The following is an 18,024-nucleotide window of genomic DNA, read 5'->3' as shown; positions in this document are numbered from 1 at the left end:
ATGAGCCGCCGCACCCCCGTCGACGCCGAACTCGCCCACAAGCTCAGCCGGCGCTCCATGCTCGGCGTCGCCGCCGGAGCCACGGCCGCCGCGCTCCTCGGCGCCGCCGCCCCGAACGCCACCGCCCGGAGCAAGCCCCACGGCGACCCGCTGCTGCCGCCGGGCCGCCTGGGAATCCAGCTCTACACCCTCCGCGACAAGGTATCGACGCTCGGTTTCGACAAGGTCTTCGCCGAACTGGAGGCCTACGGCTACGACGAGGTCGAATACGCCGGCTACACCCAGGGCTCGGCCGGCGCCCTCACCCTCGCCCAGCTCAAACAGCTCACCCGCGACCACGGGCTCAAGGGCATCGGCAGCCACGTCGGCTACTACGACGACAACAACGCGAACGCCTACACCTTCGCGCAGAACCTCACCAAGGTCCTCGACGACGCCCAGGCCCTCGGCCTCAAGCACATAGGCACCGCCTCCGGACCGTTCCGCTACGGATCGACCGTCGACGCGTGGAAGCGCGCCGCCGCGGACTTCAACACCTACGGCGCCGCGGCCAGGAAGCGCGGGATGAAGTTCTACCAGCACAACCACGCCGATGAGTTCTCCTTCGCCACCGACCGGCCGGACGTCCGCCTCTACGACGTGCTGCTCGCCGAGACCGACCCCGACCTGGTCTTCCTGGAGATGGACATCTACTGGGCGTACGTCGGCCAGTTCCGGTTCGGCAAGCGGGCGGACGGCACGCCCGACACGTTCGACCCGCTGCACTACGTACTGAAGCAGCCCGATCGCTACCCGCTCTTCCACGTCAAGGACGGCGAGCACGACGCCGCGGCCCGCGACGGCTACCGCATGGTGGACGTCGGGGACGGCGACATCGACTACAAGAAGTTCCTCAGCGCCGTCACGAGGACCCACGGCGGACGCCGCGACCACCACTGGCAGGTCGAGCACGACCAGCCCATCGTCGACTCCTTCACCACGGCCCGTCGCTCGGCCGCCTACCTCCACACCCTGCGCCGCAAAGGCTGCTGACCGGCCCGCGTGGCACCGCGAAGGCTGCTGACCGGCCCGCGTGCGACGGCTCTCCCCGCAGCGGGCGGGGAGAGCCGCGGCCGTCCGTACCCTGCGACGCCCGGTCAGACGACTTCCCGGCCGACCGGCCGCGGATCCGGGGCGATGTCCCGCATCCGCGGTCGCCCCGGCGGCCTCAGCATCAGGGCGATGCAGGCCGCCACCATGGAGATCCCGCCAGCGAGTGCGTAGGCGCCGTCGTACCCCCAGGAGTCGACCACCATGGAGCCGAGACCGCCGCCGAACAGGCCGCTGATCAACTTCCCGCTGTACACGAGGCCGTAGTTGGTCGCGTTGTAGTTCTCCCCGAAGTAGTCCGGGGTCAGTGTGGCGAACAACGGGTAGAAGGCGCCGCCGCCGAAGCCGGAGAGGAAGGCGAAGAACAGGAACAGCCAATCGCTGCGCACGGTGCCGGCCCAGATCACACCGAACTGGGCGAGTCCCAGCACGACGATGACGAACACCAGGGTCGGCTTGCGGCCCCACAGGTCCGACAGCCAGCCGACGACGGCACGGCCGACACCGTTGACGACGGACATGATGCCCATGGAGGAGGCCGCGACCAGCGGGCCGAAACCCACCTCCTTGGCGAAGTCCACCTGGAACGAGATGCCGAAGACGGACACACCCGCGGTCAGTACGACGGTGAGCCACATCAGCGGGAGCATGCCCGTCCCGATGGCTTCCTTCGGCGTGTACTGCTTCACCGCCGGAGGGTTCTTCGCCAGGCTCGCCGCACTCTTCGTGTCGCCGGTGAAATCCAGCGGATCGATGTCGGCGGGCCACCAGTTCTTCGGCGGGTCCTTGAAGAACCAGGCGCAGGCCGCCACCACGATCAGGACATAGACCCCGATGAGGTCCAGAACCTCGTGGTAGTCGCCGGTGTCGAACGCGTAGTTGAAGACGAAGATGAAGGGTAACGCCCCGTAGGCGAAACCGCCGTTGACGAAACCCGTCTTCGCGCCGCGCCGTTCCGGGAACCACTTGCCCACCATGTTGATGCAGGTGGCGTATACGAGTCCGGAGCCCAGACCGCCGATGACGCCGAAGCCGCAGATCGCGGCGAGCACATGGTTCAGATGCGAGAGTGCGAGGAAGCCGACGAGGCAGAGCGCGGCTCCGATGAACATGGCCCGCCGTGCGGTGAGGATTCCCCTCTCGCGCAGCCACCCCGCGGGGAAGGCGATCCCCGCCTGGAAGAAGACCCAGACGCTCAGGATCCAGAAGGTGTTGCTCTGCGTCCAGCCATGGGCTTCGGAGAGGGTGTCCTCCGCGGAGCCGTAGGCGTACTCGGACACACTGATGGCCATCATCGCGATCCACGGCAGGTACACCATGAGCTTGCGGCCGTGACCGAGGAGGTCCCGGTCCGTCTCGCCGACGCGGTAGACGCGGCCCTTGCTGTCCGTCACTTCCCGGAACGCGGCACCCGGCGCGCCGCCCGGTCGTTCGTCTGTGCTCATGAATCTCCCCTTGGCTTCGAAAGAACCTGGCCAGCGCCCTCTGCCCAAACTCCTCGTGCCTGGGAAGGGTCAGGTCAGCAGCCCCGCGGCCCTTGCCCAGCGGTACTTCGCACCGAGCGCCGCGACCGGCTTCTCGGTCGTATAGGGGTAGGCCACGACACCGCGCTCGAAGAGATACGCGCAGGCCTCCTCGACCTCGGTGTCACCGGCCAGCGACGCCACGACGGGCTTGACGATCCCGCGGTCCCGGAACTCCTGGACCACCCGGGCGGTCAGCTCGGCGAAGACCATCGGCGGGGTGACGATCGTGTGCCAGTAGCCCAGGACCAGCGCGTGGATGCGCTCGTCCGCCATGCCGAGGCGGATCGTCGCCTCGTACGTCGACGGCGGCTCACCACCGGTGATGTCGATCGGATTGCCCGCCGCACCGAACGGCGGAATGAACGCCTTGAACGCCGTGTCCAGATCCGGCGGGATCTCCATCAGCGAAAGCCCGTTGTCGACGATCGCGTCCGACAGCAGCACCCCCGAACCACCGGCGCCCGTGATGACGACGACGTTGTCACCCAGCGGCGTCGGAAGCACCGGCAGCGCTCGGGCGTACTCCAGCATCTCGTTCAGCCCCGGTGCCCGGATCACCCCCGCCTGACGCAGGATGTCGTCGTAGACCGCGTCGTCGCCCGCCAGCGCGCCCGTGTGCGAACCGGCCGCCCTGGCACCCGCACCCGTGCGGCCCGCCTTCAGCACCACGACCGGCTTCTTCGGTACGGTCGCCCGAGCCGCCTCCACGAACGCGCGGCCGTCCTTGAGGTCCTCCAGGTGCATCGCGACGCACTGGGTGCGGGGATCCTCGCCGAACCACGTCAGCAGATCGTCCTCGTCGATGTCCGACTTGTTGCCGAGCCCCACGATCGCCGACACACCGGTCTGCGTCGCGCGCGCGAAGCCCAGGATCGCCATGCCGATGCCGCCGGACTGGGAGGTCAGCGCCACCCCGCCCCTGACGTCGTACGGGGTGCAGAAGGTGGCGCAGAGATTCTGCCATGTCGCGTAGTAGCCGTAGATGTTCGGCCCGAGCAGGCGTACGCCGTACCGCTCGGCGATGGCCACGATCTCGTCCTGGAGCGCCTGTGCGCCGGTCTCGGCGAAGCCGGACGGAATGAGGACCGCGTTCGCCACGCCCTTGCGCCCCACCTCCTCCAGCGCCGGGGCCACGAGCTCGGCGGGGATCGCGAAGACCGCAACATCCACCGCACCGGGAACGTCGGTGACACTCCGGTACGCCGTGCGGCCCAGAATGTCGCCGGCCCGCGGGTTCACCGGGTGGATCTCCCCGGAGAATCCGCCGTCGACGAGATTGCGCATCACCGAATTGCCGATCTTCCCCTGCTCGTTGGAGGCGCCGATCACGGCGACGGACCGCGGCTCCATCAGCCGGCGCATCGAGACGAGGATCTCCTCGCGGCTGTAGGAGCGCCGCACCCGGACGGCCTCCGCCGCCAGCAGGACGCGGATGTCGGCCGCGACCGCGCCCTCCGGCGACGCGATGACCGGATTGAGGTCGACCTCCGCGATCTCCGGGAAGTCGGTGACCAGCCGCGAGACCCGCCGGATCTGCTCGGCCAGCGCCCACCGGTCCACCGGCGGCGCGCCGCGCACCCCGCGCAGGATCTCCGCCGCGCCGATCGAGTCGAGCATCGACCGCGCCTCGTCGGCGGTGACCGGCGCCAGGCGGAAGGTGATGTCCTTGAACACCTCCACCAGCACACCGCCGAGCCCGAAGGCGACGACCTTCCCGAACGCCGGGTCGGTCACCGCCCCGATGATGACCTCCTGCCCCGGCGGGACCAGCTGCTGCACCTGCACACCGTCGATCCGGGCGCCGGGCGCGTACGCCCGCACGTTCTCGGTGATCCGGTGGAACGCGGCCCGTACCTCCGAGGCGCCCTCCACACCGACGACGACACCGCCGGCGTCCGTCTTGTGCAGCACATCGGGGGAGACGATCTTCAGGACGACCGGCCCACCGAGCCGGCCGGCGTGCGCCACCGCCTCGTCGACGTCCTGCGCCAACTCCTCGCCCGGGACGGCGATTCCGTACGCGTCCGCGACGATCCTGCCCTCGGGGGCGGTCAGCGCGTCGCGTCCGGCGGCCCGGACGGAGTCGAGCAGTTCCCGCACCCGTTCCCGATCCTGTGATTCGGCCATGCTCAGATGACTCCGTCCGTCTTCAGCAGCCGCAGCTCCTCGTCGCCGAGGCCCAGCTCACCGGCGTACACCTCTTCGTTGTGCTCGCCCAGCAGCGGCGAAGTCACCACGTCCACGGGCGAGTCGGAGAGCTTCAACGGGCTGCCGACCGTGGTGAACGTGCCGCGCTCGGGATGATCCACGCGGACGACCATCCCGTTGGCCACCAGGGACTCGTCCTCGATGATCTCCTTGGCGGAGAGGATCGGACCGCACGGGATGTCGCGGGCGTTCAGCTCTTCCAGCACGTCCCACTTGGGCAGTGTCGAGGACCACTCCTCGATCAGCTGGAACATCTTGCTGAGCTTGGGCAGCCTGGCCTCGGGCGTCGCCCACTCGGGATCGTCCGTCAGCTCCGGACGCCCGATGAGCGTGCAGAGCGGCTGCCAGCCGACCGGCTGCACGATGACGTACACATAGTCGTTGGGACCTCCGGGTGCGCACTTCACCGCCCACCCCGGCTGTCCGCCACCACTGGCGTTGCCGCTGCGCGGCACCTCGTCCCCGAAGTCCTCGTTCGGGTACTCGGCCAACGGTCCGTGCGCGAGCCGCTGCTGATCCCGTAGTTTCACCCGGCACAGATTGAGCACCGCGTGCTGCATGGCGACCTTGACGCGTTGCCCGCGCCCGGTGTTCTCGCGCTGGAACAGTGCGGCCAGAATGCCTGCCACCGCGTGGATCCCGGTCCCCGAGTCACCGATCTGCGCACCGGTCGCGAGCGGCGGGCCGTCCGCGAATCCGGTGGTGGACATCGAGCCGCCCATGGCCTGGGCGACCACCTCGTACGCCTTGAACCCGGTGTACGGGCCCTCGCCGAAACCCTTGATGGAGGCGTACACGATCCGCGGGTTGATCTCCTGGATCCGCTCCCAGGTGAACCCCATCCGGTCGACGGCGCCCGGCCCGAAGTTCTCCACCATCACATCGCTGCGGCGGATCAGTTCGGTGAGGATCTCCTTCCCGCGCTCGCTCTTCGTGTTGAGGGTGATGCTCCGCTTGTTGCAGTTGAGCATCGTGAAGTAGAGGGAGTCGACATCCGGCAGATCGCGCAGCTGCCTGCGGGTGATGTCGCCGCTCGGCGCTTCGAGCTTCACCACGTCCGCGCCGAGCCAGGCCAGCAGCTGGGTGGCGGAGGGGCCCGACTGGACGTGCGTCATGTCGAGGACGCGCACGCCCTCAAGAGCTTTGGTCATGCCAACGGCTCCTCTGCTACTTGTACATGGTCTGGTTCATGGTTCCGGGGGCGTACGCGTCGGGGTCGACCCAGACGTTGATCAGCGACGGCAGCCCCGACTCACGGGCGCGTCGCAGCGCGGGTGCGATGCCGGCGGGGTCGCGCACCTCTTCCCCGTAACCGCCCAGCATCTGGGCGAACTTGTCGTAGGGGACATCGCCGAGGGTGTTGCCGACCCGCTCGCGCGCTTCCCCGTATTTGGCTCTCTGGCCGTAACGGATCTGGTTCATCGAGGAGTTGTTGCCGACGATTCCGACGAACGGGAGGTTGTAGCGGACCAGTGTCTCGAAGTCCCAGCCGGTCAGGGAGAACGCGCCGTCGCCGAAGAGCGCCACGACCTCCTTGTCGGGGCGGGCCTGCTTCGCCGCCAGCACGAACGGCACACCGACACCGAGCGTGCCGAGCGGTCCCGGATCCATCCAGTGGCCGGGCGACTTGGGCTGCACGACCTGACCGGAGAAGGTCACGATGTCGCCGCCGTCGCCGATGTAGATCGAGTCCTCGGTGAGGAACTCGTTGATCTCGCCGACCAGCCGGTACGGGTGGATCGGCGAGGCGTCCGACCTCAGACTCGGCAACCGCTTCTCGATCGCGCTCTGTTCGGCGGCCCGGAGCTCGTCCAGCCAGGCCTTGCGCTTGACGGCCCCGCCGTTCAGCCGCCCGCTCGACGCCTCCGTCACGGCCCTCAGGACCATCCCCGCATCGCCGACGATACCGAGGTCGACGTCCCGGTTCTTGCCGACGGTGCGGTAGTCGAGGTCGATCTGCACGACGGTGGCGTCGGGGGAGAGCCGCCTGCCGTATCCCATCCGGAAGTCGAACGGTGTCCCGACGATCACGATCAGATCGGCGTGGGCGAAGGCGTACCGCCGCGACAGCTGGAAGTGGTGCGGATCGCCCGGCGGCAGGGTGCCGCGGCCGGCCCCGTTCATGTACGCGGGGACGTTCAGGGTGCGTACCAGTTCCACCGCGGACTCCGTCGCCCGGGTCGTCCACACCTGGCTGCCCAGCAGGACGGCCGGCTTCTCGGCATGCACGAGGAGGTCGGCGAGCTTCTCGACGGCTTCGGGATCGCCCGCCGTACGGGTCGAGGCCCGGTACCGCCCGGCCTGCGGTACCCGGGCCTTCGCCACCGGCACCTTGGCGTCCAGTACATCGCGCGGGATTTCCAGGAAGGACGGCCCCGGCGCGCCGTGGTAGCACTCCCGGAACGCCATCGACACCAGGTCCGCGGCGCGCTCGGTGTCGGGCACGGTGGCCGCGAACTTGGAGATGGGAGACATCATCTCGACGTGCGGCAGGTCCTGCAGCGAGCCCATCTTGTGCTGGCTGCGCGCCCCCTGACCACCGATCAGCAGCATGGGGGACTCGGCCCGGAAGGCGTTCGCCACCCCTGTCACGGCGTCGGTCGTCCCGGGCCCGGCGGTGACGACGGCGCAGCCGGGCTTTCCGGTGATCCGGGCGTACCCGTCGGCGGCATGGGCGGCGACCTGTTCGTGGCGTACGTCGACGACCTCGATGCCCTCGTCCACACAGCCGTCGTAGATGTCGATGATGTGGCCGCCGCACAGGGTGTAGATGCGGTCCACCCCCTCGGCCTTCAACGCCTTGGCGACCAAGTGCCCACCGGAAATGAATTCCTGGCTGTCCTCGGGCATGGCGATCCCTGTCCCTTCGTAGGGGGCGGATTCCGCTCGCGGGGGTGCGGACTCCGTACCCGCCGGACATTGCATACAGTCGACGAATACTGTATGAACCTTGTTATCCCGCATCCGGTGGGCGGTGTCCAGGGGGTGTGCGGCACTTTCGCGGCCGGCGCGGTCGGAGGGGCTGCGACGGAACCTCCCCGACCTCCGCCTGGCGCTGTGAAGTGGCTGGCGGGCACCGTGCGTACGCATGGCGACACGGATCGTGCATGCGTCGGGGTGCGGTGCGCCGGATGGCGCCAAGGATGTCCACCGCACCGCACTGACCACCGGAAACGCAGGTGAGAGGCACCCTGAACCCCTGGTATTGTTTTCCATGTCGCCGCGGGAAACCGGGGCCGACCACCTGGTCCGGGTGGCGGAATGGCAGACGCGCTAGCTTGAGGTGCTAGTGCCCTTTATCGGGCGTGGGGGTTCAAGTCCCCCCTCGGACACCAGCAGAGACCCCAGTTGATCTGGGGTCTTTCGCGTTTCCGGAGTGGTGGTCGCACGGCGGGGCGGCGGTACGGCGGCGTGGTGGCACGGGAACGGCCCCGGGAAAATGCGTGAGCCCCGGGGCCGTCGCACGACCCCGGGCGAGAGCGTTCCGCTACCGCGCCGCGTAGGCGGTCAGCGGGTAGTGGTCGGAGAGGTTCGTGTACGTGTAGTCCGTGCCCCAGCTGGAGACGGTCCAGGGTGCGCTCTGCTCCTTGACCACCTCGTTCGTCCAGCCGGCCGGCTTCGCGTGCCCGGCACGGTGGAGGACGTAGTCGAGATCCTCGCGGGGGTCGTCGGGGTAGCGGTCGGTGGCGATCGAGTTGTCCTGGGTGCCGAAGGAGTACGGGTGCCCGGTGCGGGCGTCGGCTCCGGTCAGTCCGGCGTCGGCGAGCATCGACGCGTACTCGGGGGAGCGTGAGTCGACGTTCAGGTCGCCGGCCACGACGACCTGCTCGGAAGCGGGAATGTTCTTGGCGTCGAGGAAGGCGTCGATCTGCTTGAACTGCCGACTGCGCATCTGTGCCGCCTCGCCCGCCTTGCAACCGGAGTCGGTCGACTGCGTGTGTGTCCCCACCACGTGGACCTTGGCGCCGTTGACGTTCAGTTCGGCGTAGACGAAGCCCTTGTTGGACCACCAGTCGCTGCCGCAGGCGTCCTTGTAGATGTACTGCTCCTTGCGGACGATCGGCCACTTGCTCAGTAAGGTGACCCCGCCGTCCTCCGGAGTGGTCGCCGAGTACGCGCCGCCCGTGGCATCCCAGCCGGTCCTGCTCCGGCCCACCACCGGTGTCCGATACGGGTATTGCGCGGACGCGTTCCGTGCCAGCGCGTCGGAGGCGGAGTTGTCGAACGCCTCCTGGAGCACGACCACGTCCTGGCCCTGGAAGAAGGACGCCTTCGGTATCTCCGCGGCCCGGTGGTCCTGCCCCCAGTTCGGGTAGAGGTTCTTGCTCATGAGGAACGTGTTGTACGTGAGTACCCGCAGGGACGGGACGTCGGTCGCGGACGCCTGAGGGGCGTGGGTGATCAGCGTGACGGCGGCGAGCGCGGGGACAGGGTCACGCCGGAGGTGCGGCGGAGCACGGTGAGCGGCACGGGGTCTCCTGATTCTGGGTGCGGGGTTGCGGGCCGAGGGGTGCCGGAGCGGGGGTGTGCGGGGTGACACACATCCAATCAGCGGGAGTTACCCATGGGTAGACGCCGGATGTCGGGAGTCTCTCCATCGGCGCACCAACGGCGGTGGAGGTCCACCGCGTCCCGTCGCAGGCGTCCGGGGCTCCGCCCCGCGGACCTCCTCTTCGTCACGATCCGATCTCGGGCATCCAGGGGAGTCTTGTTTTCGGCCATGTAATCGATTCCAATCATCCGTGTAATCGATTCCACGGCTCTGGACCGCTGGTTTCGAGGCTCACGGAAACCACAAGGAGGTGGTCCGGAAATGGCGAGCATCAAGGATGTCGCGGCCGAGGCGGGAGTGTCCGTCGCCACGGTCTCCCGCGTTCTCAACAGCCATCCCTCCGTCAGCCCCGACGCGCGCAGACGCGTCCTCGCCGCTGTCGACGCCCTCGGCTACCGGCCCAACGCCGTCGCCCGTTCGCTGCGCACCGATCAGACGCGCACCCTCGGCCTGGTCATCAGCGACGTACTCAACCCGTACTTCACCGAACTGGCCCGCTTCGTCGAGGAAGAGGCCCGCGCACTCGGCTACAGCGTCATCATCGGAAATGCCGACGAGCAGCCCGACCTGCAGGAACACCACATCCGCACCCTCCTCGACCGCCGGATCGACGGACTTCTCGTCTCCCCGGCCGACGGAAGCTCCCCGCTCGTGCCGGGTGGAGCGGGCGACGGCACGCCGGTGGTGTTCGTGGACCGTTGGATCCAGGGCGCGGACGTTCCCGTGGTGCGTGCCGACGGCCGCGAAGCCATCCGGGACCTGGTCGCCCACCTGCACCGCCTCGGCCACCGCAGACTCGCGATCATCGCGGGCCCGGCGGCCACCACCACGGGCAACGAGCGGGTCGAAGCCTTCCGTGAGGCGCTGCGCGACCACGGGCTCGCGCTCGCCGACGACTGCATCGGCCAGGGCGACTTCCAGGCGGACAGCGGGCGCCGGGTCACCGAACGCTTTCTGGCCCTCCCCGAACCGCCCGAGGTCGTATTCGCCGCCGACAATCTGATGGCGCTCGGCGCGTTGGACGCGATCCGCGCACGCGGGCTCCGCGTACCGCAGGACATCGGGCTCGCGGCCTTCGACGACATCCCGTGGTTCGTGCACACCGATCCGCCGATCACGGCGATCGCCCAGCCGACGGGTGAACTCGGCCGCGCCGCCGTACGCGCGCTGGTGGACATCGTCGAGGGACGGTCCCCGCAGTCCGTGACCCTTCCCGCCCGCCTCGTCGTACGCAGTTCCTGCGGCGAGCACGACCCGAACCGGAGGATCAACCTGTGAGCACTCAGGGCGAGTTGCTGCGCATCGAAGGCGTTCGCAAGACCTTCCCCGGTGTGGTCGCGCTGGACAGCGTCGACTTCGATCTGCGCGGCGGCGAAGTGCACGTACTGCTCGGTGAGAACGGAGCGGGCAAGAGCACCCTCATCAAAATGCTCTCCGGCGCCTACCGGCCCGACGGCGGTCGGATCTTCGCCCGGGGCAGTGAAGTCCGCATCCACAGCGCACAGGACGCCGAACGGCTCGGAATCGCCACGATCTACCAGGAGTTCAACCTGGTACCCGATCTCACGGTCGCCGAGAACATCTTCCTCGGCCGCCAGCCGCGCCGCTTCGGGATGATCGACCGGCGCCGCATGGAGGCGGACGCCGAGGTGCTCCTGCACCGGGTCGGCCTGCATGTCTCGCCGAAGGCCAAGGTGCGCGAACTGGGCATCGCCCGGCTGCAGATGGTGGAGATCGCCAAAGCGCTCAGCCTGGACGCACGCGTCCTGATCATGGACGAGCCGACGGCGGTACTCACCTCCGAGGAGGTCGAGAAGCTCTTCCGTATCGTGCGGCAACTGCGCGAAGAGGGCGTGGGGGTCATCTTCATCACCCACCACCTGGACGAGATCGCAGCCCTCGGCGACCGGGTCACGGTGCTGCGCGACGGGCGCAGCATCGACCAGGTGCCCGCCTCGACACCCGAGGCGGAGCTCGTGCGGCTGATGGTGGGACGCGGCATCGAGCAGCAGTACCCGCGGGAGCGGCCGAAGACCGGCGACCCCCTGCTCTCCGTCCGCGGGCTGACCCGCAACGGCGTCTTCCACGACGTCAGCTTCGAGGTGCGCGCGGGCGAGGTCGTCGGCCTCGCCGGCCTCGTCGGCGCCGGACGTACGGAGGTCGCCCGGGCCGTCTTCGGCGCGGACCCCTACGACGCGGGCACTGTCGATGTCCGCGGCGAGCGGCTGACCGGACACGACGTGCCCGCGGCCATGGGGGCCGGGATCGGCCTCGTGCCCGAGGACCGCAAGGCCCAGGGCCTGGTGCTCGATGCCTCCGTGCAGGAGAACCTCGGCCTGGTCACCCTGCGCTCGGCGAGCCGCTCCGGGCTCGTGGACCTCAAGGGGCAGCGCACGGCCGCCGCCCGGATCGCCGAGCAGCTCGGCGTACGGATGGCGGGCCTCGGCCAGCACGTCCGCACCCTCTCGGGTGGCAACCAGCAGAAGGTCGTCATCGGCAAGTGGCTGCTCGCCGACACCAGAGTGCTCATCCTCGACGAACCGACGCGCGGCATCGACGTCGGCGCCAAGGTCGAGATCTACCAGCTCATCAACGAGCTGACGGCCTCCGGCCACGCCGTTCTGATGATCTCCAGCGACCTGCCCGAAATCCTCGGCATGAGCGACCGGGTGCTGGTCATGGCCCAGGGCCGCATCGCCGGAGAACTCCCCGCACACGAAGCCACCCAGGACGCGGTGATGGCACTCGCCGTCGGCGCACCCGCCCCACCGTCTCCCGCACCTCCCACGACGCCCTCGGCGACACCATCCCCAACAACTCCGGCTGTGAACGAAGAGGAGAGCCCCCGTGGCCACTGACACGCTCAAGAGCACTACGGGCGCGAGTGGCGCCGCTGGCCGAACGGTCCGCCGCCTCCTGCTCGACAACGGCGCCCTGAGTGCCCTGGTCGTCCTGCTGGTGGCGATGTCGCTGCTCTCCGGCGACTTCCTGACCACACAGAACCTCCTGAACGTCGGTGTGCAGGCCGCCGTCACCGCGATCCTCGCGTTCGGCGTCACCTTCGTGATCGTCTCGGCCGGCATCGATCTGTCCGTGGGTTCGGTGGCCGCGCTCTCCGCGACCGTCCTCGCCTGGTCGGCGACCTCGGAAGGCGTACCGGTCTGGCTGGCGGTCATCCTCGCCGTCGCGACGGGCATCGCCTGCGGGTTCGTCAACGGCGCCCTCGTCTCGTACGGCAAACTGCCGCCGTTCATCGCGACACTGGCCATGCTCTCCATCGCGCGCGGCCTGTCCCTGGTCATCTCCCAGGGCAGCCCGATCGCCTTCCCCGATTCGGTCTCCGTGCTGGGCAACACGCTCGGCGGCTGGCTGCCCGTCCCGGTCCTCGTGATGATCGCGATGGGCCTGATCACGGCACTGATCCTGGCCCGCACCTACATCGGCCGTTCGATGTACGCGATCGGCGGCAACGAAGAGGCGGCCCGGCTCTCCGGACTGCGCGTCAAGCGGCAGAAGCTGGCGATCTACGCCCTGTCCGGCCTTTTCGCCGCGGTCGCGGGCATCGTCCTCGCGTCCCGTCTGACCTCTGCCCAGCCGCAGGCCGCGCAGGGGTACGAACTCGACGCGATCGCCGCGGTCGTCATCGGCGGCGCCAGCCTGGCAGGCGGCGTCGGCAAGGCGTCCGGCACCCTGATCGGCGCGCTCATCCTCGCCGTGCTGCGCAACGGACTCAACCTCCTGTCGGTGTCCGCCTTCTGGCAGCAGGTCGTCATCGGTGTCGTCATCGCCCTCGCGGTGCTGCTCGACACGCTGCGCCGCAAGGCCGGGTCCAAGGCCGCTTCCCCGACCGGTTCCGCCGGCGCACCGGGGTCGCCGGGATCCGGGCGCAAGGGAGCGGGAGCGGTCAAGTTCGGGATCGCCGCGGTGTGCGTGGCCCTCGTCGTGGGCGGGATCTCCTACTTCAACGCCGGCTCGTCCGGCAGCAACACGAAGGTGGGCATGTCACTGTCCACGCTCAACAACCCCTTCTTCGTACAGATGAAGGCGGGCGCCCAGGCGGAGGCGAAGGCGGCCGGAGTCGACCTGACCGTCACCGACGCACAGAACGACGCCTCGCAACAGGCCAACCAGCTCCAGAACTTCACGAGCTCCGGAGTGAAGTCCATCATTGTCAACCCGGTGGACTCGGATGCGGCGGGCCCCGCCGTCCGGGGCGCCAACAAGGCGGACATCCCGGTGATCGCCGCCGACCGAGGCGTCAACAAGGCGCAGACCGCGGCGCTCGTCGCCTCCGACAACGTCGCGGGCGGCGAACTCGCCGCGAAGACGCTGGCCGACAAGCTCGGCGGCAAGGGAAGCATCGTCATCCTGCAGGGCACCGCGGGTACGTCCGCCAGCCGCGAGCGCGGAGCGGGCTTCGCCGAGGGGATCAAGGCGTACCCCGGCATCAAGGTCGTGGCCGAGCAGCCCGCGGACTTCGACCGCACCAAGGGGCTGGACGTCATGACCAATCTGCTCCAGTCCCACCCCGGTATCACCGGAGTCTTCGCCGAGAACGACGAGATGGCACTCGGCGCGGTCAAGGCACTCGGCAGCAAGGCAGGAAAGTCGGTGTCCGTCGTCGGATTCGACGGAACTCCGGACGGCCTGAAGGCGGTCGGGGCAGGCACGCTGTACGCGTCGGTGGCCCAGCAGCCGAAGGAACTGGGCAAGATCGCCGTGCAGAACGCGGTACGGGCCGCCGAGGGCAAGAAGGTCGACAGCACGGTGAAGGTGCCGGTCAAGGTGGTCACCGAGAAGAACGTCGCCGACTTCTCCTGAGCAGCGCCTGAACGCGCCTGAACAGCGTCCGACCTCGGAAAGCAGGAACAATGCACGTCAACGACCACCACCGGTACGACCTGCTGGTCGTGGGCTCGGCCAACGCCGACCTGGTCATCGGTGTCGAACGCCGTCCGGCCCCCGGTGAGACCGTGCTCGGTTCCGATCTTGCCGTCCACCCGGGCGGCAAGGGAGGAAACCAGGCGGTGGCCGCCGCCCGCCTCGGGGCCGCCACCGCCCTGCTGGCCCGGGTCGGTGACGACGCCCACGGCCGCCTGCTGCTCGAATCGCAGCGGGCGGCGGGGGTGGACACCGAGGGCGTCCTCGTGGGCGGGGCACCGACCGGAGTCGCGCTGATCACCGTGGACCCCTCCGGCGACAACAGCATCGTGGTGTCGCCGGGGGCCAATGCCCGGCTGACCCCGGAGGACATCCGGGCAGCGGGCCCGCTCTTCGAGGCGGCGCGGGTCGTCTCCGTACAGCTGGAGATTCCGCTGGAGACGGTTGCCGCGGTGGCCGGTGCCATGTCACCCGGCACCCGGCTGGTCCTGAACCCGTCTCCGCCCGCTCCCCTGCCCGACCACGTGCTGGCCGCCTGCGACCCCTTGGTGGTCAATGAGCACGAGGCGCGCTACATGCTGGGGGAAGCGGCAGGCGCCACGCCTCAGGAGTGGGCACGTGCACTGCTCGGGCTCGGCCCGCAATCGGTCGTGATCACACTGGGTGCGGCGGGCGCGCTCGTCGCCGACGCCCGTACGGGCGACGTCGTCCCCGTACCGAGCCCCGAGGTCGAGGCGGTGGACACGACGGGGGCGGGCGACGCGTTCACCGCCGCCCTGGCCTGGCGCCTCGGCCTGGGGGAGCAGCTCACCGAGGCCGCCTCGTTCGCCGTCAGGGTCGGCGCCGCGGCCGTCACCAGGCAGGGCGCGCAGGCGTCCTTCCCGACCGCGGAGGAAGTCCCGGCGCCGTGAAGAAGGCAGGAATCCTCAACCGTCATCTCGCCGGGGCACTGGCCGAACTGGGTCATGGCGACGGGGTGCTCATCTGTGACGCGGGCATGCCCGTCCCGGCCGGCCCCCGGCTCGTCGATCTGGCCTTCCGGGCCGGCGTCCCCTCGTTCGCCGAGGTGCTCGACGGGCTGCTGGAGGAACTGGTGGTGGAGGGCGCGACGGCGGCGCACGAGGTGCGGGAGGCGAACCCGGAGGCCGCACGCCTCCTGGACGAGCGACTCCCGGAACTCGCCCACGTACCGCACGACGAGCTGAAGGCACTCTCGGCGGATGCCCGGTTGGTGGTGCGTACGGGCGAGGCACGGCCGTACGCGAACGTGCTGCTGCGGTGCGGGGTCTTCTTCTGACGAAGTCCGGCAGGCACCCGTCGTGCGAATACCGGACGACGGGTTCGCGCGGTGGTCACCGCGGTCTCTGGCGCGATCACGGCGAGTCCGCACTGCTGACGGGCCGCATCCCTCTTGGCGGTTTCTGGCGGCCCATCACGTGTATGCGCTGACGAAGACGATCCCGCTGAACCGTCGACAGCACTGACAGACCCCCCCGCCCAACCCACCCCTCTCGTGTCCCCGTGCGCGCCCACGCGTCGGCCCGTGCGCGCCACGATGCCGGCCCCTCAAGACAGATCCGTACTCTGTGCCCCGTGACGGACTCGGCCGGTGCGATGCCATCCACTCCGTGACCGCGCCCGACGGAGATCTGTTTGGATGAGGCAACGCACCATCAGTAACACCCGGTGGCGGTTGCTTTGGGGCGAGCGTGACGTAGCGTTTCCTCTTTGGTGGTGTTCGGAGGAGCACTGCAAGGCACCGTTGTGCCCTCATCACTTATAGGGCACCGAGGGGTATTGGGATGAAGCTCTGCTTCCTCGTCGAAGAGCTGTACCGGCATGACGGCATGCCGCTTGACGTGGTCCGACGACTGTCGTCGTGGGGACACCAGGTGGACGTGGTGCGCCCCGGCGGCTCACTACTGCGGATCTCGGAAGAGGTGCGGGCGGGGACCCATGACGCCTGGGTACTCAAGACCGTGTCCGGCGGCCCCGGGCTCACCCTGCTGGAGGCCGCGGCGGCTGTGGGCCTGACCACGGTGAACGATGCGCGGTCGATCCGCGCGGTGCGGGACAAGGTCCTCACCTCCGTCATCGCGCGACAGCACGGGCTACCGGTTCCGGTGACCTATTCGGCACCGAGGGCCACGCTGTTCGCAGATGTTCCCGACGAGCTCTTCCCCCTGGTGGTCAAGCCCGCCGACGGCAGCTCGGGGCGCGGGGTGCGGCTCGTGTCGGACCCCGGGCGGCTGGCGGAGGAGGAGCAGGCGGGAGAGGGGCAACTCATCGCACAGCCCTACGTGTCCAACTCGGGCTCCGACTTGAAGGTCTACTGTCTCGCGGGCGAGTTCCACGCGACCTTGCGCCGCTCCCCGCTCCACCCGGACGGGCCGGTCGACGAGGGAGCCGTCCCCCTGCCCGCCGAGGTGGCCGCAGTGGCGGCGAAGGTGGGAGCGGTCTTCGGCCTCGATCTGTACGGCATCGACGTGGTGCTCGGCCCCGACGGCCCCGTGATCGTCGACATCAACGACTTCCCGAGCTTCCGCCAGGTCCCCGACGCCGTATCCCGGTTGGCCGGAGCCGTCCTCGACCTGGCCAGGATGGGCGGCGCTGCCAGGGCGGGCATGCTCACCCCTGCTCCGCGCATCCCCGCGCAGCCGCAAATCCCCCATGGACTGCATCAAACGCACCCCGTCCCCGGCCCCGAAGCGGGCATGCTGGCAGCCGTGCCGGGAGCCGCGCAGATATGAGGGTGTGTCTGCTGACCGACAAGCCGGACCATCCGCTGCTCGCCGCAGCCTCTTCCACACTGGTCGAGGCGGAGCACCGCGTGGCGTTCCTGAACCCGGACACCGGAACCGGATCCCCGTCGGAACTGGTGACCCCGGACGATCTCGACGATGTCTACCTCCTCAAGGCTCATACCCCCCGGGCACTGGCGCTGGCACGTTTCCTCGAAGCACACGGCGCCCGGGTGGTGAACTCCGCTGCCGCGACGGAGCTGTGCCAGGACAGGAGCCGGATCGCCGCCGTGGCGGAAGGCGCCGGCCTGCCGATGCCCCGGACACGGACCCTGGACGCGCTGTCCGAAGCCCTCCACGGAGCGGAGCAGCCGGAGAGCGGCTATCCGCTCATGGTCAAGAGCCGCCACAGCCGGCGCCGGGACCTGGTGGCCCGCGTGGACGGTCCGTCCGAGCTCCGGGACCTTGCCGCCAAGTGGTCCGACGAGCCCGTCGTCCTACAGGAGTTCGTCGCGAACAGCGGCTGGGACCACAAGCTGTGGGTGATCGCGGGGGAGGTGTTCGCGGGGGTGCGCCCCGCACCCGTGGGGGCCCCGCCGGACGGTGCCCAGTCTGCGCCACTGGTCCGTGACCTGCCGCAGGCCTGGACCGGACTCGCCCTTCACACGGGAGAGGTCTTCGGCCTGGATGTCTACGGTGTCGACCTGCTGGACCGCGAGGGGGCGCCCGTCGTCGTCGACATCAACGCCTTCCCGGGTATCCGCGGCCCGAAGGGCGCCCCTGCGGCGCTGGCAGCCCTGGCACTGCGACGCCCCCGGCCCGGCCCTCCCGCCTACGAGGCTTGACACGCCCCGGCCTCCACCAGGAACTCGCTGGGAGTGCCCGACCACGACACATGCAGCCCGTCCCGGGCCCGCGTGCATGCGACGAACAGCAGGCAGCGTTCCGCCAGCAGGTCCGACTCGTGCTGGAGCCGGTCGATGCCGGCCGGGGTCACCGGCTTGCGCGGGCCCACTCCGGGTGTGCT

The 18,024-nt window shown here is 69.4% G+C and carries 12 protein-coding genes, 1 tRNA gene and 2 pseudogenes; 9 read left to right on the top strand and 6 right to left on the bottom strand.

The features are described from left to right. A complete protein-coding gene (locus tag ACIOMQ_RS23705) occupies positions 1-1,032 on the top strand; it encodes a sugar phosphate isomerase/epimerase family protein (RefSeq protein ID WP_401265735.1) in 1,032 nt (343 codons plus the stop codon). Between the two features lie 104 nt (positions 1,033-1,136). Here the strand turns inward: ACIOMQ_RS23705 and ACIOMQ_RS23700 are convergent, their stop codons facing one another. The 4 genes from ACIOMQ_RS23700 to ACIOMQ_RS23685 all read right to left on the bottom strand — a co-directional run bounded on the left by ACIOMQ_RS23700 (position 1,137) and on the right by ACIOMQ_RS23685 (position 7,673). After that, positions 1,137-2,534, bottom strand: coding sequence for an OFA family MFS transporter (locus ACIOMQ_RS23700; RefSeq protein WP_362196553.1), 1,398 nt, complete (start codon positions 2,532-2,534; stop codon positions 1,137-1,139). 69 nt (positions 2,535-2,603) lie between these two features. After that, positions 2,604-4,742, bottom strand: coding sequence for an acetate--CoA ligase family protein (locus ACIOMQ_RS23695; protein WP_362196550.1), 2,139 nt, complete (start codon positions 4,740-4,742; stop codon positions 2,604-2,606). 2 nt (positions 4,743-4,744) lie between these two features. After that, positions 4,745-5,974 (bottom strand): formyl-CoA transferase, encoded by a 1,230-nt coding sequence (gene frc / locus ACIOMQ_RS23690; RefSeq protein WP_362196547.1) that lies wholly within the window; start codon positions 5,972-5,974, stop codon positions 4,745-4,747. Positions 5,975-5,990: 16 nt separating this feature from the next. Next, a complete protein-coding gene (locus ACIOMQ_RS23685) occupies positions 5,991-7,673 on the bottom strand; it encodes a thiamine pyrophosphate-binding protein (RefSeq protein WP_401265731.1) in 1,683 nt (560 codons plus the stop codon). 397 nt (positions 7,674-8,070) lie between these two features. Here ACIOMQ_RS23685 and ACIOMQ_RS23680 point away from each other — a divergent pair. After that, positions 8,071-8,158: transfer RNA gene (locus tag ACIOMQ_RS23680), tRNA-Leu, on the top strand. A 152-nt stretch (positions 8,159-8,310) separates the two neighbouring features. On the opposite strand, the pseudogene sph reads toward ACIOMQ_RS23680, so the two are convergent. Beyond that, positions 8,311-9,293: pseudogene (sph, locus tag ACIOMQ_RS23675) on the bottom strand (sphingomyelin phosphodiesterase). 343 nt (positions 9,294-9,636) lie between these two features. Between sph and ACIOMQ_RS23670 the strand changes: the two are divergent. The 7 genes from ACIOMQ_RS23670 to ACIOMQ_RS23640 all read left to right on the top strand — a co-directional run bounded on the left by ACIOMQ_RS23670 (position 9,637) and on the right by ACIOMQ_RS23640 (position 17,842). Continuing rightward, on the top strand, positions 9,637-10,653 hold the full coding sequence (locus ACIOMQ_RS23670; RefSeq protein ID WP_362196517.1) for a LacI family DNA-binding transcriptional regulator: 1,017 nt from the start codon (positions 9,637-9,639) through the stop codon (positions 10,651-10,653). Continuing rightward, entirely contained in the window at positions 10,650-12,233 is a 1,584-nt protein-coding gene (locus ACIOMQ_RS23665) for a sugar ABC transporter ATP-binding protein (RefSeq protein ID WP_401942622.1), read from the top strand. Before ACIOMQ_RS23670 ends, ACIOMQ_RS23665 begins: the two co-directional genes overlap by 4 nt. Further along, entirely contained in the window at positions 12,223-14,196 is a 1,974-nt protein-coding gene (locus tag ACIOMQ_RS23660) for a substrate-binding domain-containing protein (RefSeq protein WP_362196511.1), read from the top strand. The genes ACIOMQ_RS23665 and ACIOMQ_RS23660 overlap by 11 nt, the downstream gene beginning before the upstream one ends. Before the next feature lie 50 nt (positions 14,197-14,246). After that, positions 14,247-15,167, top strand: a complete 921-nt coding sequence (locus tag ACIOMQ_RS23655) for a ribokinase (protein ID WP_362196508.1) — start codon at positions 14,247-14,249, stop codon at positions 15,165-15,167. Beyond that, on the top strand, positions 15,164-15,553 hold the full coding sequence (rbsD, locus tag ACIOMQ_RS23650; RefSeq protein ID WP_362196505.1) for a D-ribose pyranase: 390 nt from the start codon (positions 15,164-15,166) through the stop codon (positions 15,551-15,553). Before ACIOMQ_RS23655 ends, rbsD begins: the two co-directional genes overlap by 4 nt. Before the next feature lie 505 nt (positions 15,554-16,058). Further along, the gene (locus ACIOMQ_RS23645) at positions 16,059-17,006 is read left to right on the top strand and encodes a RimK family alpha-L-glutamate ligase (RefSeq protein WP_402190208.1); all 948 of its coding nucleotides are present in this window, start codon (positions 16,059-16,061) and stop codon (positions 17,004-17,006) included. Continuing rightward, positions 17,003-17,842: a RimK family alpha-L-glutamate ligase gene (locus ACIOMQ_RS23640; protein ID WP_401756243.1), complete on the top strand. Its 840-nt coding sequence runs from the start codon at positions 17,003-17,005 to the stop codon at positions 17,840-17,842. The genes ACIOMQ_RS23645 and ACIOMQ_RS23640 overlap by 4 nt, the downstream gene beginning before the upstream one ends. On the opposite strand, the pseudogene ACIOMQ_RS23635 reads toward ACIOMQ_RS23640, so the two are convergent. Continuing rightward, positions 17,830-18,000: pseudogene (locus ACIOMQ_RS23635) on the bottom strand (DNA helicase); the annotation flags it as partial. The gene ACIOMQ_RS23640 and the pseudogene ACIOMQ_RS23635 sit on opposite strands and share 13 nt — an antisense overlap. Positions 18,001-18,024 lie beyond the last annotated feature (24 nt).

Origin of the sequence: Streptomyces sp. NPDC087845, assembly GCF_044742755.1 — a bacterium.
Taxonomy (GTDB): domain Bacteria; phylum Actinomycetota; class Actinomycetes; order Streptomycetales; family Streptomycetaceae; genus Streptomyces.
The sequence above is the reverse complement of the archived record's forward strand: the minus strand, read 5'-3'. Positions and strand labels throughout refer to the sequence as shown.

What these genes read in the sequence shown, in the direction of transcription:
- ACIOMQ_RS23705 (WP_401265735.1), top strand. Translation starts at nt 1, where the DNA reads ATGAGCCGCCGCACCCCCGTCGACGCCGAACTCGCCCACAAGCTCAGC.
- ACIOMQ_RS23700 (WP_362196553.1), bottom strand. Translation starts at nt 2,534, where the DNA reads ATGAGCACAGACGAACGACCGGGCGGCGCGCCGGGTGCCGCGTTCCGG.
- ACIOMQ_RS23695 (WP_362196550.1), bottom strand. Translation starts at nt 4,742, where the DNA reads ATGGCCGAATCACAGGATCGGGAACGGGTGCGGGAACTGCTCGACTCC.
- frc (WP_362196547.1), bottom strand. Translation starts at nt 5,974, where the DNA reads ATGACCAAAGCTCTTGAGGGCGTGCGCGTCCTCGACATGACGCACGTC.
- ACIOMQ_RS23685 (WP_401265731.1), bottom strand. Translation starts at nt 7,673, where the DNA reads ATGCCCGAGGACAGCCAGGAATTCATTTCCGGTGGGCACTTGGTCGCC.
- ACIOMQ_RS23670 (WP_362196517.1), top strand. Translation starts at nt 9,637, where the DNA reads ATGGCGAGCATCAAGGATGTCGCGGCCGAGGCGGGAGTGTCCGTCGCC.
- ACIOMQ_RS23655 (WP_362196508.1), top strand. Translation starts at nt 14,247, where the DNA reads ATGCACGTCAACGACCACCACCGGTACGACCTGCTGGTCGTGGGCTCG.
- ACIOMQ_RS23645 (WP_402190208.1), top strand. Translation starts at nt 16,059, where the DNA reads ATGAAGCTCTGCTTCCTCGTCGAAGAGCTGTACCGGCATGACGGCATG.
- ACIOMQ_RS23640 (WP_401756243.1), top strand. Translation starts at nt 17,003, where the DNA reads ATGAGGGTGTGTCTGCTGACCGACAAGCCGGACCATCCGCTGCTCGCC.